The organism is Streptomyces sp. NBC_01471, from assembly GCF_041438865.1.
Lineage (GTDB): Bacteria > Actinomycetota > Actinomycetes > Streptomycetales > Streptomycetaceae > Streptomyces.
The window spans coordinates 1,376,402-1,396,003 of the sequence record NZ_CP109450.1; the positions used below are offsets into that span (position 1 = coordinate 1,376,402).

The 19,602-nt window shown below is 65.9% G+C and carries 10 protein-coding genes and 3 pseudogenes; 8 read left to right on the forward strand and 5 right to left on the reverse strand.

Features of this window, described 5'->3' with window-relative positions; genetic code table 11:
- Positions 1-4: 4 nt before the first annotated feature.
- Complete coding sequence (locus OG285_RS06105; protein ID WP_371790428.1) at positions 5-1,396, reverse strand: IS4 family transposase; 1,392 nt, start codon at positions 1,394-1,396, stop codon at positions 5-7.
- Between the two features lie 415 nt (positions 1,397-1,811).
- Complete coding sequence (locus OG285_RS06110) at positions 1,812-2,486, reverse strand: hypothetical protein (RefSeq protein WP_371790429.1); 675 nt, start codon at positions 2,484-2,486, stop codon at positions 1,812-1,814.
- Positions 2,487-2,659: 173 nt separating this feature from the next.
- On the opposite strand from OG285_RS06110, the gene OG285_RS06115 reads away from it, so the two are divergent.
- Together OG285_RS06115 and OG285_RS06120 are read left to right on the forward strand one after the other, a co-directional pair.
- Positions 2,660-4,033 (forward strand): IS1380 family transposase, encoded by a 1,374-nt coding sequence (locus OG285_RS06115; RefSeq protein WP_371790430.1) that lies wholly within the window; start codon positions 2,660-2,662, stop codon positions 4,031-4,033.
- Positions 4,034-4,195: 162 nt separating this feature from the next.
- Positions 4,196-4,599, forward strand: a pseudogene (locus OG285_RS06120) (TlpA family protein disulfide reductase); the annotation flags it as partial.
- Between the two features lie 296 nt (positions 4,600-4,895).
- Here the strand turns inward: OG285_RS06120 and OG285_RS06125 are convergent.
- Together OG285_RS06125 and OG285_RS06130 are read right to left on the reverse strand one after the other, a co-directional pair.
- Positions 4,896-7,625 carry a LamG-like jellyroll fold domain-containing protein gene (locus OG285_RS06125; RefSeq protein ID WP_371790431.1) on the reverse strand — a complete coding sequence of 910 codons (2,730 nt, stop codon included), beginning with the start codon at positions 7,623-7,625 and terminating at the stop codon, positions 4,896-4,898.
- Between the two features lie 112 nt (positions 7,626-7,737).
- Positions 7,738-8,169 carry an adenylyltransferase/cytidyltransferase family protein gene (locus tag OG285_RS06130; RefSeq protein ID WP_371790432.1) on the reverse strand — a complete coding sequence of 144 codons (432 nt, stop codon included), beginning with the start codon at positions 8,167-8,169 and terminating at the stop codon, positions 7,738-7,740.
- Between the two features lie 933 nt (positions 8,170-9,102).
- On the opposite strand from OG285_RS06130, the gene OG285_RS06135 reads away from it, so the two are divergent.
- The 3 genes and pseudogenes from OG285_RS06135 (at position 9,103) to OG285_RS06145 (ending at position 15,279) form a co-directional block, all read left to right on the forward strand.
- Positions 9,103-12,333 (forward strand): RHS repeat domain-containing protein, encoded by a 3,231-nt coding sequence (locus tag OG285_RS06135; RefSeq protein ID WP_371790433.1) that lies wholly within the window; start codon positions 9,103-9,105, stop codon positions 12,331-12,333.
- A gap of 869 nt (positions 12,334-13,202) precedes the next feature.
- Positions 13,203-13,799 carry an IS3 family transposase gene (locus OG285_RS06140; RefSeq protein ID WP_371790434.1) on the forward strand — a complete coding sequence of 199 codons (597 nt, stop codon included), beginning with the start codon at positions 13,203-13,205 and terminating at the stop codon, positions 13,797-13,799.
- A gap of 59 nt (positions 13,800-13,858) precedes the next feature.
- Positions 13,859-15,279: pseudogene (locus OG285_RS06145) on the forward strand (IS1380 family transposase).
- Positions 15,280-15,463: 184 nt separating this feature from the next.
- Here the strand turns inward: OG285_RS06145 and OG285_RS06150 are convergent.
- Entirely contained in the window at positions 15,464-15,658 is a 195-nt protein-coding gene (locus OG285_RS06150) for a dihydrofolate reductase (RefSeq protein ID WP_371793466.1), read from the reverse strand.
- Positions 15,659-15,837: 179 nt separating this feature from the next.
- Between OG285_RS06150 and OG285_RS06155 the strand changes: the two genes are divergently transcribed.
- From OG285_RS06155 to OG285_RS06165, 3 genes and pseudogenes are all read left to right on the forward strand, one after another.
- Entirely contained in the window at positions 15,838-17,214 is a 1,377-nt protein-coding gene (locus OG285_RS06155; RefSeq protein WP_371790435.1) for an IS1380 family transposase, read from the forward strand.
- Positions 17,215-17,742: 528 nt separating this feature from the next.
- A complete protein-coding gene (locus OG285_RS06160) occupies positions 17,743-18,009 on the forward strand; it encodes a helix-turn-helix transcriptional regulator (RefSeq protein WP_371790436.1) in 267 nt (88 codons plus the stop codon).
- A gap of 121 nt (positions 18,010-18,130) precedes the next feature.
- Positions 18,131-19,567, forward strand: a pseudogene (locus tag OG285_RS06165) (tyrosine-type recombinase/integrase).
- Positions 19,568-19,602: the final 35 nt, after the last annotated feature.

The following is a 19,602-nucleotide window of genomic DNA, read 5'->3' on the forward strand; positions in this document are numbered from 1 at the left end:
GGTGTCAAGGGCTGCTCGTGAGCATGTTGATGCTGATGGTGGCTTTGTAGGTGGTCCGGTCAATGGCGGGTCCGCGTGCGTTGTATTTGGAGATTGCTCGTTTGACGATGCGGTCTTTTGTGCGGACCCGCCGGGTGGGCAGGAGGTGGGCCAGGACGTGACGGCCTATGGTGGCGACGAGATCGATGTCGGTGCCGGTGATGATGCCGGCGGCCAGGACGAGCTGGTCCCGGGCGGTGGCGAGGGCGGTGAAGAAGCCGGCCCTGTCGGGGTCGGTGCCCGGGATGCTGTCGGTGGCGTCGGTCATCGCGGTCCGCAGTGCCTGGTAGGCGGTCAGCAGGGACCAGACCTCCTGCTCAATGCCGTCCGGGGTGCGGGCCCGCAGGACGCGTCCGCCCAGCATCGTGGACTTCAGCTCCGCGTAGGCGGTCTCGATCTCCCAGCGTTCGTGGTAGAGCCGGACGAGTTCACCGGCCGGGTGGGTGTCAGGGTCGGTGAGGGTGGTCAGCAGCCGGTAATGGCCCGTGCGTGTGCCCTGGGCGGTGCGGATACTGATCTCGGCCTCGATGACACGCACGGTCAGCGGACCGATCCGGGTCAGTGTCGAGCCGTCACGGCAGCGGACCAACGGTGGCAGCTTCCGGTTCGTCTTGCAGCGCACGAGCAGATCGGCGCCGGTGGCGGCCAGCTGGTTCAGCAATGCGGCGGAGGCGAAGTTCCGGTCGCCCAGCAGCAGCATCCCAGCCCGCAGGTCCACCGCCAGGCGGCGGGCGTACTCCAGTTCGCCGGTCGTGGCCGGACCGAACACGGCCCCGATCACCGACCGGGTCCCGCAGGCCACCAGCGCGGCCAGACGCAGTTGCGGGTAGCCCGAGATCCCGTTGCCGAGCCGCTGCCGGGTGAACACCGCAAGGTTGGCCGGGCAGTCCGGGACCGACAGAAGGGTGCCGTCGACTGCCACGACCCTCAGACCTCGCCATCGCCCGGCGGCAGCGGTCGTGGCCGCAGGCCCACTCACCAGGTCGAACAGGGCTTTCATCGGTGCCGGCCCCAGCCGTTGGCGGGCCTGGCGAAGAGCGCTGCCACTGGGCCGGACTGGTGCCAGGCTCGCCAGCCCGGCGCATAACCGGTCGAAAACCTGCTGATAGCCCAGCCCGTTGAAGAGTGCCGCGGCCAGCAGCAGGTAGACCGTGACCCGCGCCGGCACCAGCCGGACCCTGCGCTGCACCGCACCGGTCTGTTCCAGCACTTCATCGACCATCTCGAACGGAACGATCCGGGTCAGCTCACCGATATGCCCCGGTGCGAACACCCCTGCCGCTACCCCGACGGTCCTTGATATGGCAGCCTGTTCCAACAGCGGAGCTCCTGTGGTGAGGATGTCTTGGAGTGACATCCCTCTTCTACAGCAGCTCCGCTGCCTCGTTCACCAGCCTTGACGAACGACTTCCACGCCTAACTGAACGGCGTTGCCTCTAGGTCAGCAGTCAGAACGGCGTGCTTAAGGCGAACGACGGGGCTCGAATCCTGGTTGAGAAGGGGGCGCCGTCGACCAGGACGGCGTAGGGGTAGATGCGAGTGATGCGCCTCTTTCGGCGGAAGCGGCCCACAGCGTTTGGGCCGCCATATCGCGAAAACGCCGAGCACGAACCTATTCCAGGTTTGTGGGATTCAGCGCCCCTGACGGACGTCCCCTCAAGAGCTGTCGAAGTGCCGCCGCCTGTGGCGGCCACACTGAGCCCAGTTGGTGCCGAGCGAGGGGACCCCGCCACCCGAGCAAGAGCGAGCGCTATGCGCCCGCGCCTTCACTCTTAGTACAAGTCCTCCCAGCGAAGCTCTTCTGAGCCAGCGGCCTCCGCCTCGGCCATCTGGTCGGCGACTTCCCTGCGGATCGCCAACGTGTCCGCAAGCGACCAGGCCGAGCCGCTTCCAAAGGGCAGCACCCGGTCGTGGGGCTGGTGCAATTCCTCGCCTTCCAAGCTACGGCGACAAGCTCGGCACTGCCAGGGGCGGCGCAGAGTGATCCACTGTCTGAGCCCGCACCAGGGGCACAACGCGAAGTACGCGCTGGGCCCGTGCGCGGCGGCCCAACTGGCGTAGCCCGACCGGCTGCGTGCAACGTTGATGTCGCCGTGGGTGCGCTCCGAGACCCAACCGAGAAGGACCATCTCGCCACCGGGCCACGCGCAGACGCAGGGACCGTCGCACCGGCAGGCGCGCGCCTTGCCCAGTTCGACAGCCTTTTCCCTGCGGGGAGTGGCCGGCCCCTTGACCTCAAGCCATGTGCCGATCTCGGGCAGCCAGAAATCCGGCAGGTAATGCACCCCTGACGGCAAGGTGATTTGCTCGGGTTCGTACTGCCAGAGGATGCTTTGGGCGTCGAGGGTGTGAGCCCAGTCGGCTTCGAGACGAGAACGGAAGGTAGTACCGCTGTACACCGTCGGTACGGCTTCGATGGGCTGGCCCTCTTCGGGGAGGTCCGTCACGGCGTCTCCGTTCTGGGTCAGTTCTGCGCTGCCCCGCAGTTTGACCGCTAACCTCGCGCTTTCATGAATCGGGTTGTCCGACGGGTGGTCAGGAAAGTGAAAAGTGCCTCTGACCAGCAAGAATGAGGATTATCGAGATCCTTGTTCCTGCCACCGTCGGAGGCACTTCTCAGGTGAAGAAGCGTACCGGGTCTTATCCACGCGTTCGGATCGAGGGCGGCGGTCGGGCGGCGGTGTCCCAGGCCGGGGCCGTGCTGCTGGTCGAGACCGCCCGTAAGACCGGCCTGGACAGCGCGATATCGGCGGCGCTGGCACCGTGGCGGAAGGCTCGGGCGGTGCACGATCCGGGCAAGATCCTGCTGGACGTGGCCCTCGCGGTCGCGCTGGGCGGGGACTGCCTCGCTGATGTCGCCTTGCTGCGGGCCGAGCCGGCCGTGTTCGGACCGGTGGCCTCCGACCCGACGGTCTCCCGCCTCATCGACACCCTCGCCGCCGCCGGGCCGAAGGCCCTCTCCGCGATAAGGGCCGCGCGGGCCGAAGCCCGCGAACGAGTCTGGAAGCTGGCCAGGAACGCGGCCCCAGACGTTGCAGGGCAGGTGACTGTGGACCTGGATGGGGTGCTCGTGCTGGCCCACTCCGAGAAGCAGGACGCCACCGCGACCTGGAAAAAGACCTTCGGACACCATCCTTTGATGGCCTTCGTCGATCACGGAAGCGGCGGCAGCGGGGAACCGGTCGCAGGTCTACTGCGGCCCGGAAACGCGGGCAGCGACACCGCCGCCGACCACGTCACCACCACCCAACTCGCTCTGGCCCAGCTCCCGAAGAAGTACCGGCGAGGCCGTTCCACGCTGATCCGGACCGACTCCGCCGACGGCACCCACGAGTTCACAGCCTGGCTTGCGAAGCGTGGCAGGTGGCTGTCGTACTCGGTCGGCATGACCATCACCGACACCATCCACCAGGCCGTCCTCGAAGTGCCGCCCGCCGCATGGACGGCAGCCATCGAACCGGACGGTGAAATCCGCGATGGCGCCTGGGTCGCCGAACTCGACGGAGACGTCCTCAAAGGCTGGCCGAAGGGAATGCGGCTGATCGTCCGCAAGGAACGCCCTCACCCCGGAGCCCAGTTGCGCTTCACTGATGCCGACGGCCTGCGGCTCACCGCGTTCGCCACCAACACCACCAGTTCTCCGATCGCCGCACTCGAACTGCGACACCGCCAACGCGCACGCGCCGAAGACCGCATCCGCGCCGCCCGCGCCACCGGCCTGCGAAACCTGCCCCTGCACAAAACAGCGCAGAACCAGATCTGGCTGGAGATCGTGCAGATCGCTCTCGACCTGCTGGCCTGGATGCCCATGCTTGCCTTGTCCGGTGAAGTCCGCAGGTGGGAGCCCCGCCGTCTGAGACTCCGCCTCTTCTCCGCCGCCCAGCTCGTCACGACCGCCCGCCGCCGGCACCTGCGGTTCCCGCGCCACTGGCCATGGACCGACGTCATCACCGGCGCGATCAAACAACTCGAAGCTCTCCCGAACCCCGGCTGACCAGCAGATCCACCCGTCCCTGCGAGAGAACGTTCCATCCCGGAGCAGTGGAACCCGGCGTCCACCCGACACGACACTCGGGCCCACAGCCTGCCCAACTACGGTCACCGGCAACGAAATGGGCCACCGACTCCGTCGGCAGCCCACCATGAAAGATCGAGGCTAGAGGGGGCCGCGTTGGACGTGAACTCCGCTTACAAGGGGAAAATCGTCGTCGTTAACGTCTGGGGCTCGTGGTGCCCGCCCTGTCGCGCCGAGGCCAAGAATCTTGAGAAGGTCGCGAAGGAACTCAAACCAAAAGGGTGGAGTTCGTCGGGATCAACACACGTGATGCGTCCACGGGGCCCGCGAAGGCATTCGAGAAGTCGTACGGCATCACGTATCCAAGCCTGTACGACCCGACCGGGAAGCTCGTTCTCCGGTTCCCTGCGGGTAGCCTGAGCCCGCAGGCCATTCCCTCCACGTTGGTCATCGACCGGCATGGGAAGATCGCCGCACGCAAGCTGAGCGGGGTCGAAGAGGGCACGCTGCACAAGATGATCGACCCAGTGCTGGCGGAGAAGTGATCCGGTCAGGGGAGTTGTCGCCGCGGTGACGGTGCGGGCACGCAGGCAGCGTGCCCGTGAAGCCCTGGCGGATTGGTTGGCCAGGTGCAGCCGTCCAGGATGAACTGGTGCTAAAGCCGCTTGCGCCCTGTGGCTCTCGAATATTCGAAGGCGACGACGGATCACTCAGTGTGGCCACGCTTCGGGAACCTCGTGACGATAACCTGGCCGGGCCCGCTCTGCGGCTTGTGGCCGAACGGCATGCGCAAGGTGCCCGGCGATTCGCCGGGCACCTTGCGGCAGTGCTGTTGTGCCGGTTACTTCGGTGAGAAGGTCAGCACCAGGTTGGGTGTGGACTGTGCGGCGCTGTCTTGGCTCGCCCAGAGCCACAGTGCGTCCGTGCCGTCACTGGTGAGTGCCAGGTCGTACGAACTACCCAGGTCCGCCGCTAGCGTTGCGGTGTTCAGGTCGGCGGAATACAGCGTGGACGGTTGAGTCGCCCCGGTGAGGGTTCCAACGGCTGTGCTGCTTAGCGCGGGGCGTGTGGTGTAGGTGACGCTCGTCGGGCTCCAGGTTCCGGTGACCGGACTCACGGAGATGGTGTCGCTGCTGCCTGCCCCACTGGAGGTGTCGGTCTTGACCTGCAGCCGAGCACTGGCCAGTTTGGTGCCCGCGGGTACCTTGGGGAGTGCGAACCGCAGGTATGTCTCGTAGGCGGAGGTTTTACGGACCGCGAGCGAGGTCGCTGCTCCGTAGTTGGTGCCCGCCGCTCCCGCATTGACGTAGGTGTCGGCGGTTGCCGGGACAGTGGTGACCGTGTCGGCCGGGGTGCTCGCCAGGGTGTAGTGGTGGGCGACCTGCGTGCTGGTGAGGGCCTTGGGGTAGATCGCGGTCTCGTCCAGCTGGCCCTTGAAGAAATTACTGGTGGGCTTCGAGGGCCAGCCGGCCAGGTTGTCGCCGCCCACGTGCCAGAAGCCGGTGTAGTTCTGGTTCGTGGTGACGCTGTTGGTGTTCAGCAGGTGACCGTCGACGTAGAGGGCCATGCCGCCGGAGCCCTGAGTGGCTACCGCTTGGTGCCATTTCCCGTCGTTGTACGACTTCGGGCTGACCAGGGTCTTGAGTCCGCCGCTGCTCACCCCGAAGACGAGCTTGCCCGCATTCGTCATGTACACATGCTTGTCGTACTTCGCGCTGACGCCTTCGGTGTTGTCGCCGAACCCGATCAGCTTGCCGCCCGAGGTGCTGGTCGTCTTGAACCAGGTCTCCAGGCTGTAGGTGGTGGGCTGCGCGAACCGGTGGTCGTCATACACCTGCTGATTGCTGCCATTGAGGCCAATGGCCGTGGAGGGACCACTGACGGCCGCAGGGACCTGGCGCAGCACCGGCGCGTTCAGCTGGGTGCCCGCACTGTTGCCGGCCGAGGAGTCAGCGGTGAAGGGGGACGACGAGTCGTCGTAGCGCCAGTACAGCTGTGCTCCGTCGCCGAGAACTGCGGCCGGGTAGGGTTCCGTGGTCGCGGATGCGGTGGCGGTAGCCGTCGCGGAGAGGGAGCTGGTGTTGCCTGCGGCATCGCTCGCGGTGACCCGGTAGCTGTAGCTCTGGTCGGCACTGACCGAGGTGTCCTTGATGGAGACCTGCGGGCGGTCCCACAGGAGCGAGTCGGCCTGCACGGTCGCCAGCGGAGTGGTGGAACCGTTGCGGTAGACCTTGTACGTGAGTTTGGAGTCGTCGGTGTCCACACTGGCGCGCCAGCGGACTTCCACCTCTCCGGGCTTCTCGCTCGCCGCACGGACCACCGGGACGGACGGCTTGCCCGTGTCGCCGGTGGAGGCAAAGCGGGTCAGGCTCTGTGCGGGAGCGCCGTTGACGGTGGTGAACTCGCCGCCTGACCAGAGGTACTGGGTGGAGCCGGAAGTGGCGACCGCCAGTGCGCGGGGGCCGATCTGCTCGCCGTTGCCGTCGTTGGTGTCCGGGAACCAGCCCAGCTTGCCGGTGCCCGTGGTGGGTTCGGCGAGGAAGTGGTGGCGGCGGCCGTCAGGGAACTCGCCGACGCCGGAGCAGTCGTGCGCGTGCGAGGCGCTGTACAGGACGCCCTTGTAAGATTTCAGGGCCTGGGTGGCCCCCAGGCAGGTGTCACGCCAGCGCTGATTGAGGTCGCTGGCGTTGAGTGCGATCCGTCCGTCGAATACGCCGAGGCCGGTGCCCTCGTTGCCGGTGTAGATACCGGTGGCATCGGTCTCGATGGCCTTGACCACGGAGTTGGTCTCGATAAAGCCGGGATAGGTCTTGGCCAGCGCGCCGGTCTTGGCGTCGACGACAGCCAGAGCGTGGGAGTTCGTCCCGTTGACCGTGAAGAAGTCCCCGCCGATCACGGCCTTGGTGCCGTCGGGTGTCAGCTGGATGGCACGACCCGGTTCGTCCGCGTTTGGAGCAAAGGGCAGCACGGAGCCGTCGGACGCCTGCACGGCAGCGAATCGTTCATGCTTCTGGCCACCGACCGTGGTGAAGTCGCCGGCCGCATACACGGTGTCGTCCGTGACGGCCAGCGCCCGCACCGTCGCGGGGAAGCTGGCCTTGAACGATGCCTTGGGTGTGCAGGTCGCGATGTCGATCGCAGCCAGTGAGGACACCTGCGTGCCGTTCACCTCACCGAAGTAACCGCCCGCGTACAGGGTTTTCTTGTCGGGTGACACCGCGAGAGCACGCACGGTGGCGTTGCCGCCGCTGTTGACCGTGAAGTTCAGCTTGCAGCCGGTGGGTGCTCCGGTCGCGGCGTCGAATGCCGCGAAGTTCACCACAGACTGCGGGGTGCCGGTGCCGCCCTCCGGCGGGCGGATGGCGGAGAAGGTGCCGCCCGCGAAGACGACACCGTCGGCCTGGGCGAGCGCCCAGACGATGCCGTTCGTCTGCCAGGTCGGCAGGTCATCGGCGGTGAACGCCACCGGCGGTGTGATCGCCGATGCCTTCGGTGCCGTAGCCATCACTCCCAGTCCGGCCGCAGCGACCGTCAGGGCAAGGGCAACCGATAACCCTCTTGATCTGTGCATGACCCCCCCAGGGGATAGAGCCCGGAACACCCGGGAACAAGACAAAGGACCTGAGAGCCGACCACGTCCTATCGCAGTCGACGCCCAGGCCGGCGCTAATCGGTGTGTGTTCTTACTCGCGGGCCTCGGCCGCGATCCCCTCGACGAGGGCTCGCCGGTGCGCGGTGGAGATCCCCTCTGTACGGGGAAGCCACACCACGGTCACTCCCAGGGCTGCGAAATCGCGCTCCCACTGGTCGCCACGCGGTGTGCCCTTCCAGTCGTCACCCTTGAACATGCGGTGGAAACCCACCTTTTCCCAGGCGGCAACCTTCTCCAGCGTGGTATCCACGACCACTTCGTCCACGCAGCCCAGCGACTCGACGATCTCCATGCGCTCGGCGAGCGGCACCACCGGCGGATAGCCCTTGTGTAGGGCCACCTCATCGATCAGCACTCCGGCAACGAGATAGTCGCACCGTTCACGTGCTCGCTTGAGGAGATTTAAGTGACCAAGATGAAACAGGTCAAAAACCCCAGATGCGTAGCCCACAACGCGGGTCATACCCTCCCCCTTTTTTCCCCTAACGCCCCTCCCCCAAGGGGCGCTTCAGTCTTCTGGCTCCTCCCCCTGAACGCTGAAGGAACGCTAGGGGCAAGAGTATCCACGCACAAGACCTTCACAAGTCAAACTGACAACCTTCGTTCCACAACGCCTGAGACCCGGAACCTGAGTACCGCCGAGCGCAGGCCGCAACATGGACCGGGAAACTCCCAGGCCCCGCCGTGGGGCGGGAGGCGCAGTTGCGGGTGTGCCGCATTCATCCGCCCGACTCCGAGCAGAACCTTCGGGGCAGGCGTCACGGCAGCCGGTCACGCACCGCGAGCCAGCCCCGCAGCATCGGAGGCGAGCAACCCAGACGTAAAGGCACCTGGTTGCGGGCGTGAGGCGAGACCCGGCGTGGTCAATTTCCGGGGGACTATACCTGTGGGGTGGATCACAACCACCGAGGCCCGCGGGGTTCCTGAGGCCAGACCCGCGCACACTCTGCGCTTCCAAGGTCAAGAAGCGGCTTCGACCATCATTCCATTTGACGCAGACCTGACATTCCGCGAGTTGACCGCCAGTGAACCCAATCGCCCTGTGTAGTAGTTCACCGGAATAAGTAATTCCGGAGGAGGTGTAGCAGAACATGTGAAGGCGCATTGAGTGGTGCGCCTTCACATGGGGGGTTCGATGTCTTCATCTGGCGTCAGACGACGCTCGATACAGGTCCTGGGGTCAGTGACTCTGGCGGCGGCGATCACCGCGTGGGCGGCCAACCCCGCGATGGCCGCCTCACCTGACACACCGTCTCAGGCGGTAGCGCTCACTGACAGCACGCAGCCGGTCCTGACGGCAAAGGTGTCCGCACCGGATGGGGGGAAGGTAACGGCGACGTTCTATGCCGGCACCTACGCCGCAGGCGGTGCGAACGACATAGTCAACGGGGCTACGGTGACCGTCGACTCGGGATCAGTGGCCCGCCTCAAAGTGCCGGACGGACTCCGGATCGGGACGCAGTTCGACTGGCAGGTCAAAGCTTGCCAGAACGGCACCTGTTCCCCGTTGACCGCCCGTCAGTCAACGCGCGTCAACCCGATGGTCGGCGCGGGGGCCCGCCAGGGCGCCACGCAGCTGAAGTTCTCGGCCGGAGACAACGTTTCCGCGCAGGTGGACGTCGCTTCCGGGAACCTGCTGGTGAACACCGGCGGCCTGTCCCTTCCGGGCATCAACGGAGACACCGGTCTGGGTGCGGCGTACAACAGCGCCGCTCCCGGGTCAGGTTCGACCTCCGCCTCCTCACCCGCCGGGGACGGATGGCGGCTGACCCCGTTCGACATCTCCCTCACCGTGCACGAAGAGGGCTCGGTCACCTATTACGGCCAGGGCGGGGTCACGGGGCTGTTCGTCAAGAACGCCTCCGGCTTCGACAGCCCGGGTGGCTTCAAGGCGGACCTGGTCAAGAACTCCGACGGCACCTACACGCTGACCGACCACGGGTCGCAGGTGAAGCAGACCTTCGACTCCTCGGGCAAGCTCACGAAGACCACCGACCGCAACGGCAACGCGACTACGCTCTCCTATACCGGAGGCCTGCCGTCGAAGATCGTCTCGACCCGGGGCAGCGACACGCAGAAGGCCGCCGTTTACGCGACGGCGTCGGGGCACGTGACGACACTGACCCAGACAGGCGCCGACGGCCGCGAGCGCGCCGTGACCTACACCGTCAACGGCGCCGGCGACCTCGTCTCCATCAAGGACGCCCTGAACCGCACCACCACCTTCGGCTACACGCCATCCGGGCACCAGCTCACCTCCATCACCAACCCCGGCGGTGGCAAGACGACCTTCGGCTACGGCTCCGTGGGCGTCCTGTCCATCACGCAGGAGAACAAAACCGCAGGCTCTCCGGGTGACTCAGTAACCCGCCTGTCCTACGCGGATTCCACGAAGACGCTGGTAGCCTCTCCCAACACGGACCAGTCGAAGGCGGTCACGGACGTCCCGCATACCACCTACGACCTGACGGACAACAATTCCGCCCGCGTCAGCAAGGCCACCGACGCGGAGGGCCGTGAGCGCTCCAAGACGTACACGGCGAACTTCGACACGGCCTCCGCCACCGACGGCTCCGGCGCAGGGGCAGGCACCATCAGCAACACATTCGGCGCAAATGGCGGGGAGTCCCTGACGAAGTCCGCTTCCCCGACTGGGTCTTCGTTCGGCGCCGCGTACGACAACACCGCAGCCGGGTCGAAGTACTCGCCGTCGTCCACGACAGACGGACAGTCCAACAAGTCGACATACACCTACAACGGGTCCGGAAACCTGTCCTCGGCCAAAGACGCGAACGCCTCAGAAGCGAAGGTCGCCTACAACGACGACGGCACGGTGAAGACCTCCACCGACCCCGGCAACACCACGGACACCACCTACCACTACGACAGCGCCTCCCACCAGGTCACCTCGGTTGACCCCGCCGGCGGCACGCTCAAGCCGCAGTCGTACACCTACGACACCTTCGGACGTATGGCCACCGCCAAGGACGGCCGCGGCGTGAGCACCTCGTACACCTATGACGACGCGGACCGCATCACCAAGGTCGACTACTCCGACAGCACCCCGGACGTCACCTACACCTATGACGGCTTCGGGCGCACCAAGACCCGCGCCGACGGGACCGGCACCACCACCTACGGTTACAACGATCTCGGCAAGCTGACTTCGCGCACCGCGACATCAGGCGGCGGGACGATCTCGTACGCGTACGACAAGGACGGAAATCAGACGTCCGTGACGGACGCTCGCGGTACGACCACGTACGCGTACGACAACAGCGACAAGCTCGTCCAGGCCATCACCGACGCACCGACGTCGAAGACGAAGATCGGCTTCGCCTACGACGATCACGGTCGACGCACCGACACCTGGTACGGCACGAACGACGCCCACAGCATCTTCAAGGCCCGCGTTCACCAGGACTACGACAAGTCCGGTCGCATCAGCCGCGTTTGGGCCGACCAGGGACCGGCAACGGACACCACCCGGCAGTTCGACACCACCTACTGCCGCTCCGCTGGCTCCACCAGCACCTGCTCCACCGCCACGGCCGACGACCGCGACCTGCTCCAGTGGAGTAAGGACAACCTGAATGGCAAGACGACAACTTACAGCTACGATACGGCCAACCGGCTGAAGTCGGTCGCGACGTCAGGGGGTGGCAAGACGTACACCTACGGATACGACGCACGCGGCAACCGTAAGACCTCAGGTGACGGCACCACCACCCAGTCCTTCGACTTCGACGCCGCCAACCAGATCACCACATCCGGCTACGGCTACGACGCCAAGGGCGACCTTACGAAGAGCCCGTCCCTGTCGGCCATCACCTCAGACGGCGCCGGCCGCATGACCTCGGCCAAAACATCAAAGGGCACCGGCACCTACACCTACGCAGGCACTGACCAGAACGAACTGATCCACCAGAGCACCGACACCGGCGAGAACGTCGACTACGTCTACGGAACCACCGACCAGTACGGCATGCCGGTGATCGAACAGGTCAAGCTCGACGCAGGCACCGCCTACATCGACCACGACCCCACCACCGGCCAGCCGCTGTCCCTGCGCACCACCAACGGCTACGAGGCGTACTACATCATCGACGGACTCGGCAGCCCCGTGCAGTTCATCAACCAGTCCACCGTCCAGTCCACGGTGTACTCCTACGACCCCTACGGCGCCTACCAGACCGACCAGGCCACTGGCACCGCCGCCGCACAGAACCCCTACCGGTTCGTCGGCGGCACCTACGACCGCACCACCGGCTACATCAAATACGGCCAGCGCTGGTACGACCCCACCACCGGCCGCTTCACCACACAAGACGCCCTCACCTTCATCGCCGACCCCGCCAACGGAAACCGCTACGCCTATGCCGGCGACGACCCCATCAACAACTTCGACCCCACCGGAATGTTCGACTTCGACAGTGCTCTAAGCACTCTCAGCTCATTCATCACAGTGGGCGGCGGGGCCGGAGCCGTTGGCGGCTGCGTCATCGCCGGAGTCTTCACGGACGGTATCGGCTGCCCTGCAGGCGCGATAGCTGGCGCCGGGTACGGCGTGGGGGTCGGGTTCGTAGGCGGGCTCCCTTACTCCATTTACGTCGGGTTCCGCGACTAGTCCAGGAGCAGCAGTGGAAAAGATGTGGACAGCACGAGACGTTCAATCCCTGCTGCGTCGAGACGAAAAACTGGAGCGGACTTTCCCCGTCCGATACCCTCTGGGCCCCCTGCCTTACGGGCTACTCTTCCGAGGCTGCATTCTCGCACTGTCCGATCAACGCGTCGCGGCATTCGCCTACAGTCGGACATCAAGCCGCCCAGCACACATGATCTGGACCGAGCAACGCGAGAGTTGCACTGCCTCACTCAGCACGGACCATCGCCGCTTAATACTCAACGGTCGAGAGTTCGCGACATCACCGTCTGACCGAAACGAGATCGATCACTTCGTCGCATCATTGCCACCGGCTCTCCCAAATCAATTGTAGAGAGAATAACCGGCGGTAGGCGTAAACGGTGCTCCCCCTCGACAGGAGGAGCACCGTTTCACGCCACGACCAGCTGGCTGCGCGGCCTCAGCAGATTGTTGGAGAACAGCCCCAGCCAGCACGAGCCGTGACTTTGACCGCCCAGTGGCCCGACCAGCGCGAGACCTCGTGGATCGGGAAACAGTGGGCCAAGGCGGCCGAGGCGAAGACGTCTCAGGCTGCCAGGTGGAGACTTCGATATCTGGTCGCTTGCACTGACCGAACACCAGGACGCGAAGTCGGCACCACCCATCTGCCATAAATTAAGGGCGAAATAATGCCAAAAATCCTGGTGCTGGCCAGATCCTCAACATCACCACGGCCCGTGGAAGCCGCAAGAGGGCACCGCCTTCTGGACGCCCAACCCCGCGAATGCCCATCGCGATGACCCCGAGTACGGCTATCGCTTCCTCGTCGGCGAGGCGGAGGCGGCGGGCGAGCCGATGAGCGAGCGGACCGCGTGGCGGATCTGCCGCGACAACGCCTGGTGGTCTGTGTTCAGGAAGAAGCGGGCAAGGAACGGCCCGGGCCGCCCGTCCACGACGATCTCGTCCGGCGTGACTTCACTGCGCACGCGGTGAACGAGCTGTGGCTGGCCGACATCACCGAACACCCCACTGGCGAGGGCAAGCTGTATCTGTGCGCGGTCAAGGACGCCTGCTCCGGCCGCATCGTGGGCTACTCGATCTCCCACCGGATGAAGGCCCAACTCGCGGTGAACGCCCTGGACAACGCTGTTGCCCGCCGAGGCGTGGTGGCCGACTGCGTGGTGCACTCCGACCGCGGACCGCAGTTCCGCTCACGCAAATTCGTCCACGCTCTTCACCCGCACGACCTGGTGGGATCGATGGCCAGAGCCGGCACTGCCGGCGACAACGCCGCCACGGAATCGTTCTTCGGCCTGCTGCAGAACAACGTCCTGGACCACCGCACCTGGTCCATCCGGCAAAAGCTGCGGGCCGCGATCGTGACCTGGATCGAACGGACCTACCACCGACGCCGTAGACAGCTAACCCCGACCCTACACTTGGGCTTTGGTCCGGATCATGAGCGGTAACGCGAAAGTGTCTTCTGAGCTGGGACGATGAACCTTGTCGAGGGGTTCTGTCGGTCCAGGTGGAAGGCACTTTCTGCGTGCAGGGTATCGGTTCGCGTCCCAGGCTTCATGTCTCCGCTGATGGTTCGGGGGTGGTTGGTCACGCCGGGGCACGGCTACTGGCTGATCTCGCCGATGCCACCGGACTGACCAGCGCGTACTCCACCGCATTGAGACCGCTTCGGCCACGCGGCACCGGCCACGATCAGGGCCGGATCGCGACCGACCTCGCGGTGATGCTCGCCGATGGCGGCGAGGTCATCACGGATCTGGCCGTGTTGCGGGACCAAGGCGAGGTGTTCGGCCCCATCGCCTCGACACCGACGGCCTGGCGGCTGCTGGCCGCTCTCGACGAACATGTGCTGGACCGCCTGCGGTTGGCCCGAGCTCATGCCCGGGAAGTGGCCTGGCTGCAGGCATCCGAGACCCGCTGCGGCATACCGGCGGTGAAGGCCGGCGGACGGGAGGTGCCCGGCCTGGTCCTGGACATCGACGCCACGCTGGTGACCTGCCACTCCGAGAAAGAGGCGGCCGCACCCACCTATAAAGGCGGTTTCGGCTTCCACCCTCTGGTGTGTTTCTGGCCAATACCGGCGAGGGCATGTCCGGCCGCCTTCGGCCCGGGAACGCCGGAGCCAATACCGCCGCGGATCACATCACGGTGCTGGACGACGCTCTCGCACAAGTCCCCGACGCCCACCGGCACGGCACCGACATCCTCGTCCGCACCGACAGTGCCGGATCCGCGAAAGCCTTCCTCACCCACGTCCGAGACCTGCGAACACGCGGAATGAGCACCTTCTTCTCCGTTGGATACGCGGTCACAGAGCCGGTCCGCCGCGCGATCCGGGCCCTGCCCGAGCAGGTCTGGCACCCCGCCCTGAACCAGGACGGCACGTTCCGCGAGTCCGCCGAGGTCGCCGAACTGACCGGCACGACCGACTTTGCCGGCTACCCGGCCGGCACCCGCATCATCGTCCGCCGCGAACGTCCCCACCCCGGAGCCCAGCTCTCGCTGTTCGACCAGGACGAGGGACTGCGGCACCAGGTCTTCCTCACCGACACCCCGGTCACCTCCGGATCGGCCCAGTTCCTGGAAGTCCGCCACCGCGGACACGCCACCGTCGAAGACCACATCCGGTGCGGCAAGACCACTGGCTTCGGCCGCTTCCCCTCCCGCCGCTTCCCCGTCAACGCCGCCTGGCTCGAACTCAGCCTCGCGGCGATCGACCTCCTCGCCTGGACCCGCGTCCTCCTGCTGGACGGCGAACTCGCGGCTGCCGAACCCAAGAAGCTCCGCTACCGACTCCTGCACGTCGCCGCCCGGATCACCCGAGGCGGCCGCCGCCTCCACCTGCGGATCTCGGCCACCTGGCCCTGGAGACACGAACTTGCCGCCGCATTCCACCGACTCGCGGCCTTGCCCCGCCCAGCCAGCTGACCGGCAGTCCCCAACCACCCACAACCCGAGGAACCTTGGAGAACCCGACCACCGCGCCGGGCTCTCACCCATGCCCACCAACCAGCACCATCCCAAACGCACCCGCCCAGTTACTCAGCAGCAGCAACTGAACCGGCGAGGCTAGGGCCTGTTTCGGAAGTGAATCAGGGTTGCGGGTTGACTATCACCGGGTGTAGCGGCGGATGCGGTAGCGCAACCCGGACGTAGAGGACTGCCAGCCTTTGTCCTCGGCGACTTTCCACGTCGGGTCCGGTGTCGGGGCGTAGGTGTCGCCGTCGACCGTCGAGTCGACTTCAGTCACCGAGAGTGTCGTGGCGTAGCTCAAGGCGGCACGGTAAATTTCACCGCCACCGATCACCCATGCCGCAGCAGGTGCGGCTGGCTCCAACGGCTCGGCTGCAAGTTCCAGCGCCTTAGCCTCGCGCTTTCATGAAGCCCGGTGTCCGACGGGTGGTCGCAAACAAAAAGTGCCTCTGCCCAGCAAGAATGAGGATTGTCGAGGTCCTTGCTCCTGCCACCGTCGGAGGCACTTCCCAGGTGAAGAAGCGTATCGGTTCGTACCCGCGTGTCCGCGTTGAGGGTGGTGGCCGGACGGTGGTCTCGCAGGCGGGAGGTGTCCTGCTGGTCGAGACCATCCGCAAGACCGGGCTGGATCAGGTGATATCGGCGGCCCTGACACCGTGGCGCAAGCCGCGGGCGGTGCATGATCCGGGGAAGATCCTGCTGGATGTGGCCCTCGCAGTCGCCCTTGGCGGGGACTGTCTGGCGGACGTGGGCATGCTGCGGGCCGAGCCGGCCGTGTTCGGTGCGGTGGCCTCCGACCCCACCGTCTCCCGCCTGGTCGACACCCTCGCATTGGCCGGGCCGAAAGCCCTGTCCGTGATCCGCGCCGCGCGGGCACAAGTCCGGGAATATGTGTGGCAGTTGGCCGGAGCGGCGGCTCCGGATGCGGGAGGGCAGGTGATCGTGGACATCGACGGGGTGCTCGTGCTGGCGCACTCCGAGAAGCAGGACGCCGCCGCGACCTGGAAGAAGACGTTCGGGCACCACCCTTTGATGGGCTTCGTGGATCACGGAAGCGGCGGCAGTGGGGAGCCGGTCGCTGGGCTGCTGAGGCCCGGGAATGCAGGCAGCAACACCGCCGCTGATCACATAGAGACCGCGGAACTTGCCCTGGCCCAGCTGCCGAAGAAGTACCGGCGCGGACGCCAGACGCTGATCCGTACCGATTCCGGCGGTGGCACCCACGAGTTCGTGGCCTGGCTCGCGAAACGCGGCCGGTGGTTGTCCTACTCGGTCGGGATGACCATCACCGACGCCATCCACCAAGCCGTTCTCCAGGTTCCCTCCTCCGCCTGGACGGTGGCCGTCGAGCCCGGTGGTGAGATCCGCGACGGCGCCTGGGTCGCCGAGCTCGACAGCGACCGCCTCACGGGCTGGCCGAAGGGGATGCGGCTGATCGTCCGCAAGGAACGGCCCCACCCCGGAGCCCAGTTGCGCCTCACCGACGCCGACGGACTACGGCTGACCTGCTTCGCCACCAACACCACCAGCACGCCTATCGCCCAGCTGGAGCTGCGGCACCGCCGACGCGCCCGCGCCGAGGACCGGATCCGCAATGCCCGCGCCACCGGCCTGCGCAACCTGCCCCTGCACGACACCGCCCAGAACCGGATCTGGCTGGAGATCGTCCAGCTCGCCCTCGACCTCCTCGCCTGGATGCCGATGCTCGCCCTCACCGGCAAAGCCCGCAGGTGGGAACCCCGACGCCTACGGCTCCGCCTGTTTTCCGCCGCCGCTCAGTTCGTCACCACCGGCCGTCGTCGGCACCTGAGATTCGCTGCCCACTGGCCATGGACCGACGTGGTCACCAGCGCGATCCAACGGCTCGATGCTCTACCGAACCCCGGTTGACCAGCAGTTCCCTGCCCCAACGACTCGAATCATCCCTCCGGAGCCGTGGAATCCGGCGCCCACCCGACGCGACAGACGGGCCACTACCGCGCCTACAGCCGCCCGAACATGCCGAAACGGCCCACCCATTGAACCGATGAACCGTCACGAAAGATCGAGGCTAACCTAGCGCTTTCATTAAGCGAGCTGACCACGGGTGGCCACGTAGGCGACATATGCCTCCGAACAGCAAGAATATGGCTTCTCTAGGTCCTCGACCATGGCGGAGCCTTCCTTCGCCCGCTGCGGAGTGCTCCACCGCTCGTAGCCCTAGCTTCGCGCGATAATGCTACCGTTGGGCATTCGGACTCCCCTCGTTCACTCCCCTCACGCCTCAGCCTTAGCTCAGCCGACAACCACCGTAAGCTGCTGCGGCATCACAAACTCCACTTCAGTAACGCCCCGTCTATCTCAAGAATCCGGTTCGTCCAACTCGCCCTTTCTCCGCAATCTCGTCCTGTCATCGCCCCACACGACAGGAGTCGCCCCATGCCGGAGCCGCGCGGAGCATCCCAGGCCGCCTTCTTGACCCTTCCCAGGGCCGCCGAGTACCTCGGCATCTCGCCCAACACGCTGTACGTCTGGCGTCACCGCCGACAGGGGCCTCCCAGCTTCCGCATGGGTAGGCGCGTGATGTACCGGATCACGGCGCTCGACGAGTGGGTCCGCGATCAGGAGCTAGCGGACTCCCGCTCCAACCGCGTCCTTGCCCCGCTGAACCGGAAGCCGCAGCGGCGCTCGAAGCCCGTGAAGTAGCGCGGTGGCTTACGCGACCCGTCTCCCCCGAGAAGAAGTTCATCGCACGGGGATTGGATCGTGCCGCAGATCGCGTTAGCACCGACCAGCTCATGATCACGCACCACTGGAGGACCCCGTCATGGCGGGTTACATAGAAGACCGATGGCTGAAGAAGCGCCCCGACAAGCTGACCGGGAAGCGGGAACGGACCGCGATCTACGGCACTGGGAAGCGCTACCGGGTGAAGGGGATTCCCGGCATCCAGGACCGGTCGTTCCACACGAGTGAGGACGCGAAGCAGTGGCTTGCCAGCGCCAAAACGGACTCCAGCCGTGGTGAGTTCGTCGACCCCCGCAAGGGGGAGATCCTCCTCGCCGATTACATCGCCGAGTACTGGTGGGCGGGCCGCTCCGACGAGCCCTCGACGGCGGACCCGATGCGCAGCCGCATCTGGAATCACATCATTCCGTTGATGGGCGACTACGCCCTGCGTGAGATCGATGCCTCCGCTCTACGGACCTTCAAGGCTGGACTCCTCACGAGGGTTGAGGAGTCGACGGCCGAGGTGATCTGGGGACACCTGTCCTCGATCCTCGGCAGTGCCGTCGACGACCAGCGTCTGCTGCGCAACCCGATGAAGACGAAGAACAGCGTCAAGCCCCCACGAGCGATCGACAGCAAGGCCAAGGCGTGGTCACGTAAGGTCGTCGACGCCGTCCGCGTGGGGTTGCAAGACCGCTACCAGATCGCTGTCGATCTCGGCATCGGGCTCGGGCTGCGCCAAGGCGAAGCGTTCGGTCTCGCCGAAGAGGACTTCGACTTCGCGGCTGGAGTCGTCCACGTCCGCCGCCAGCTCAGGTGGGACATCAAGGGACGCCCCTACTTCTCGCTCCCCAAGGGGCGCAAGACCCGCGAGATCCCCCTGCCGGCGAACCTCGCGCTTCGGGCCCGAACTCGCTTCCGCCGATTCCCGTCGACTTCATGCACGCTGCCCTGGCGGAACCCGGAGACCCCCACCACCGCGCTCGAAGAGCGCCAGCGGAAGCCGATCACGGTCGACCTGATCCTCACTTCGTCGCACGGGAACCGCATCTACTACCGGACCTGGAACGACCGCAGCTGGAAGCGTGCGCTCGCCGCCGCCGGACTGATCAAGCCCGTGGGCGAGAAGGTGCGGCACGACGGCAACCGAATCCGCCGGGTCCCGCGCTATGCCGCCCCACGCGAGGACATGTTCCACGTCCTCCGCCACACTTACGCGAGCGTGCAGCTGGAAGCTGGCGAGTCGGTCGTCAGCCTGTCCAAATGGCTCGGGCACTCGACGCCGAAGGTCACGCTCGACCACTACGCTCACTTCATGCCCGGTGCGGGGCAGTGAGGGCTCACCGCGATGGACGCCTGGCTGCGGGATCCCTCCCGGCCGAAAGTCCCTGAGAAGTCCCTGCGGACGTGGATCGCCCCTCGGACACCCTCGAACATGCAGGTCAAGGGCATAGTGCGACAGGGGACCGACATGTCGGTCAAGTACAAGGAGACGGCGCGTGGCGGGCTCGCGGTGAACATCATCGAGTGCTAGTAGGGCTTTGTTACGTGTCTGGGCAAGTGGTCGCC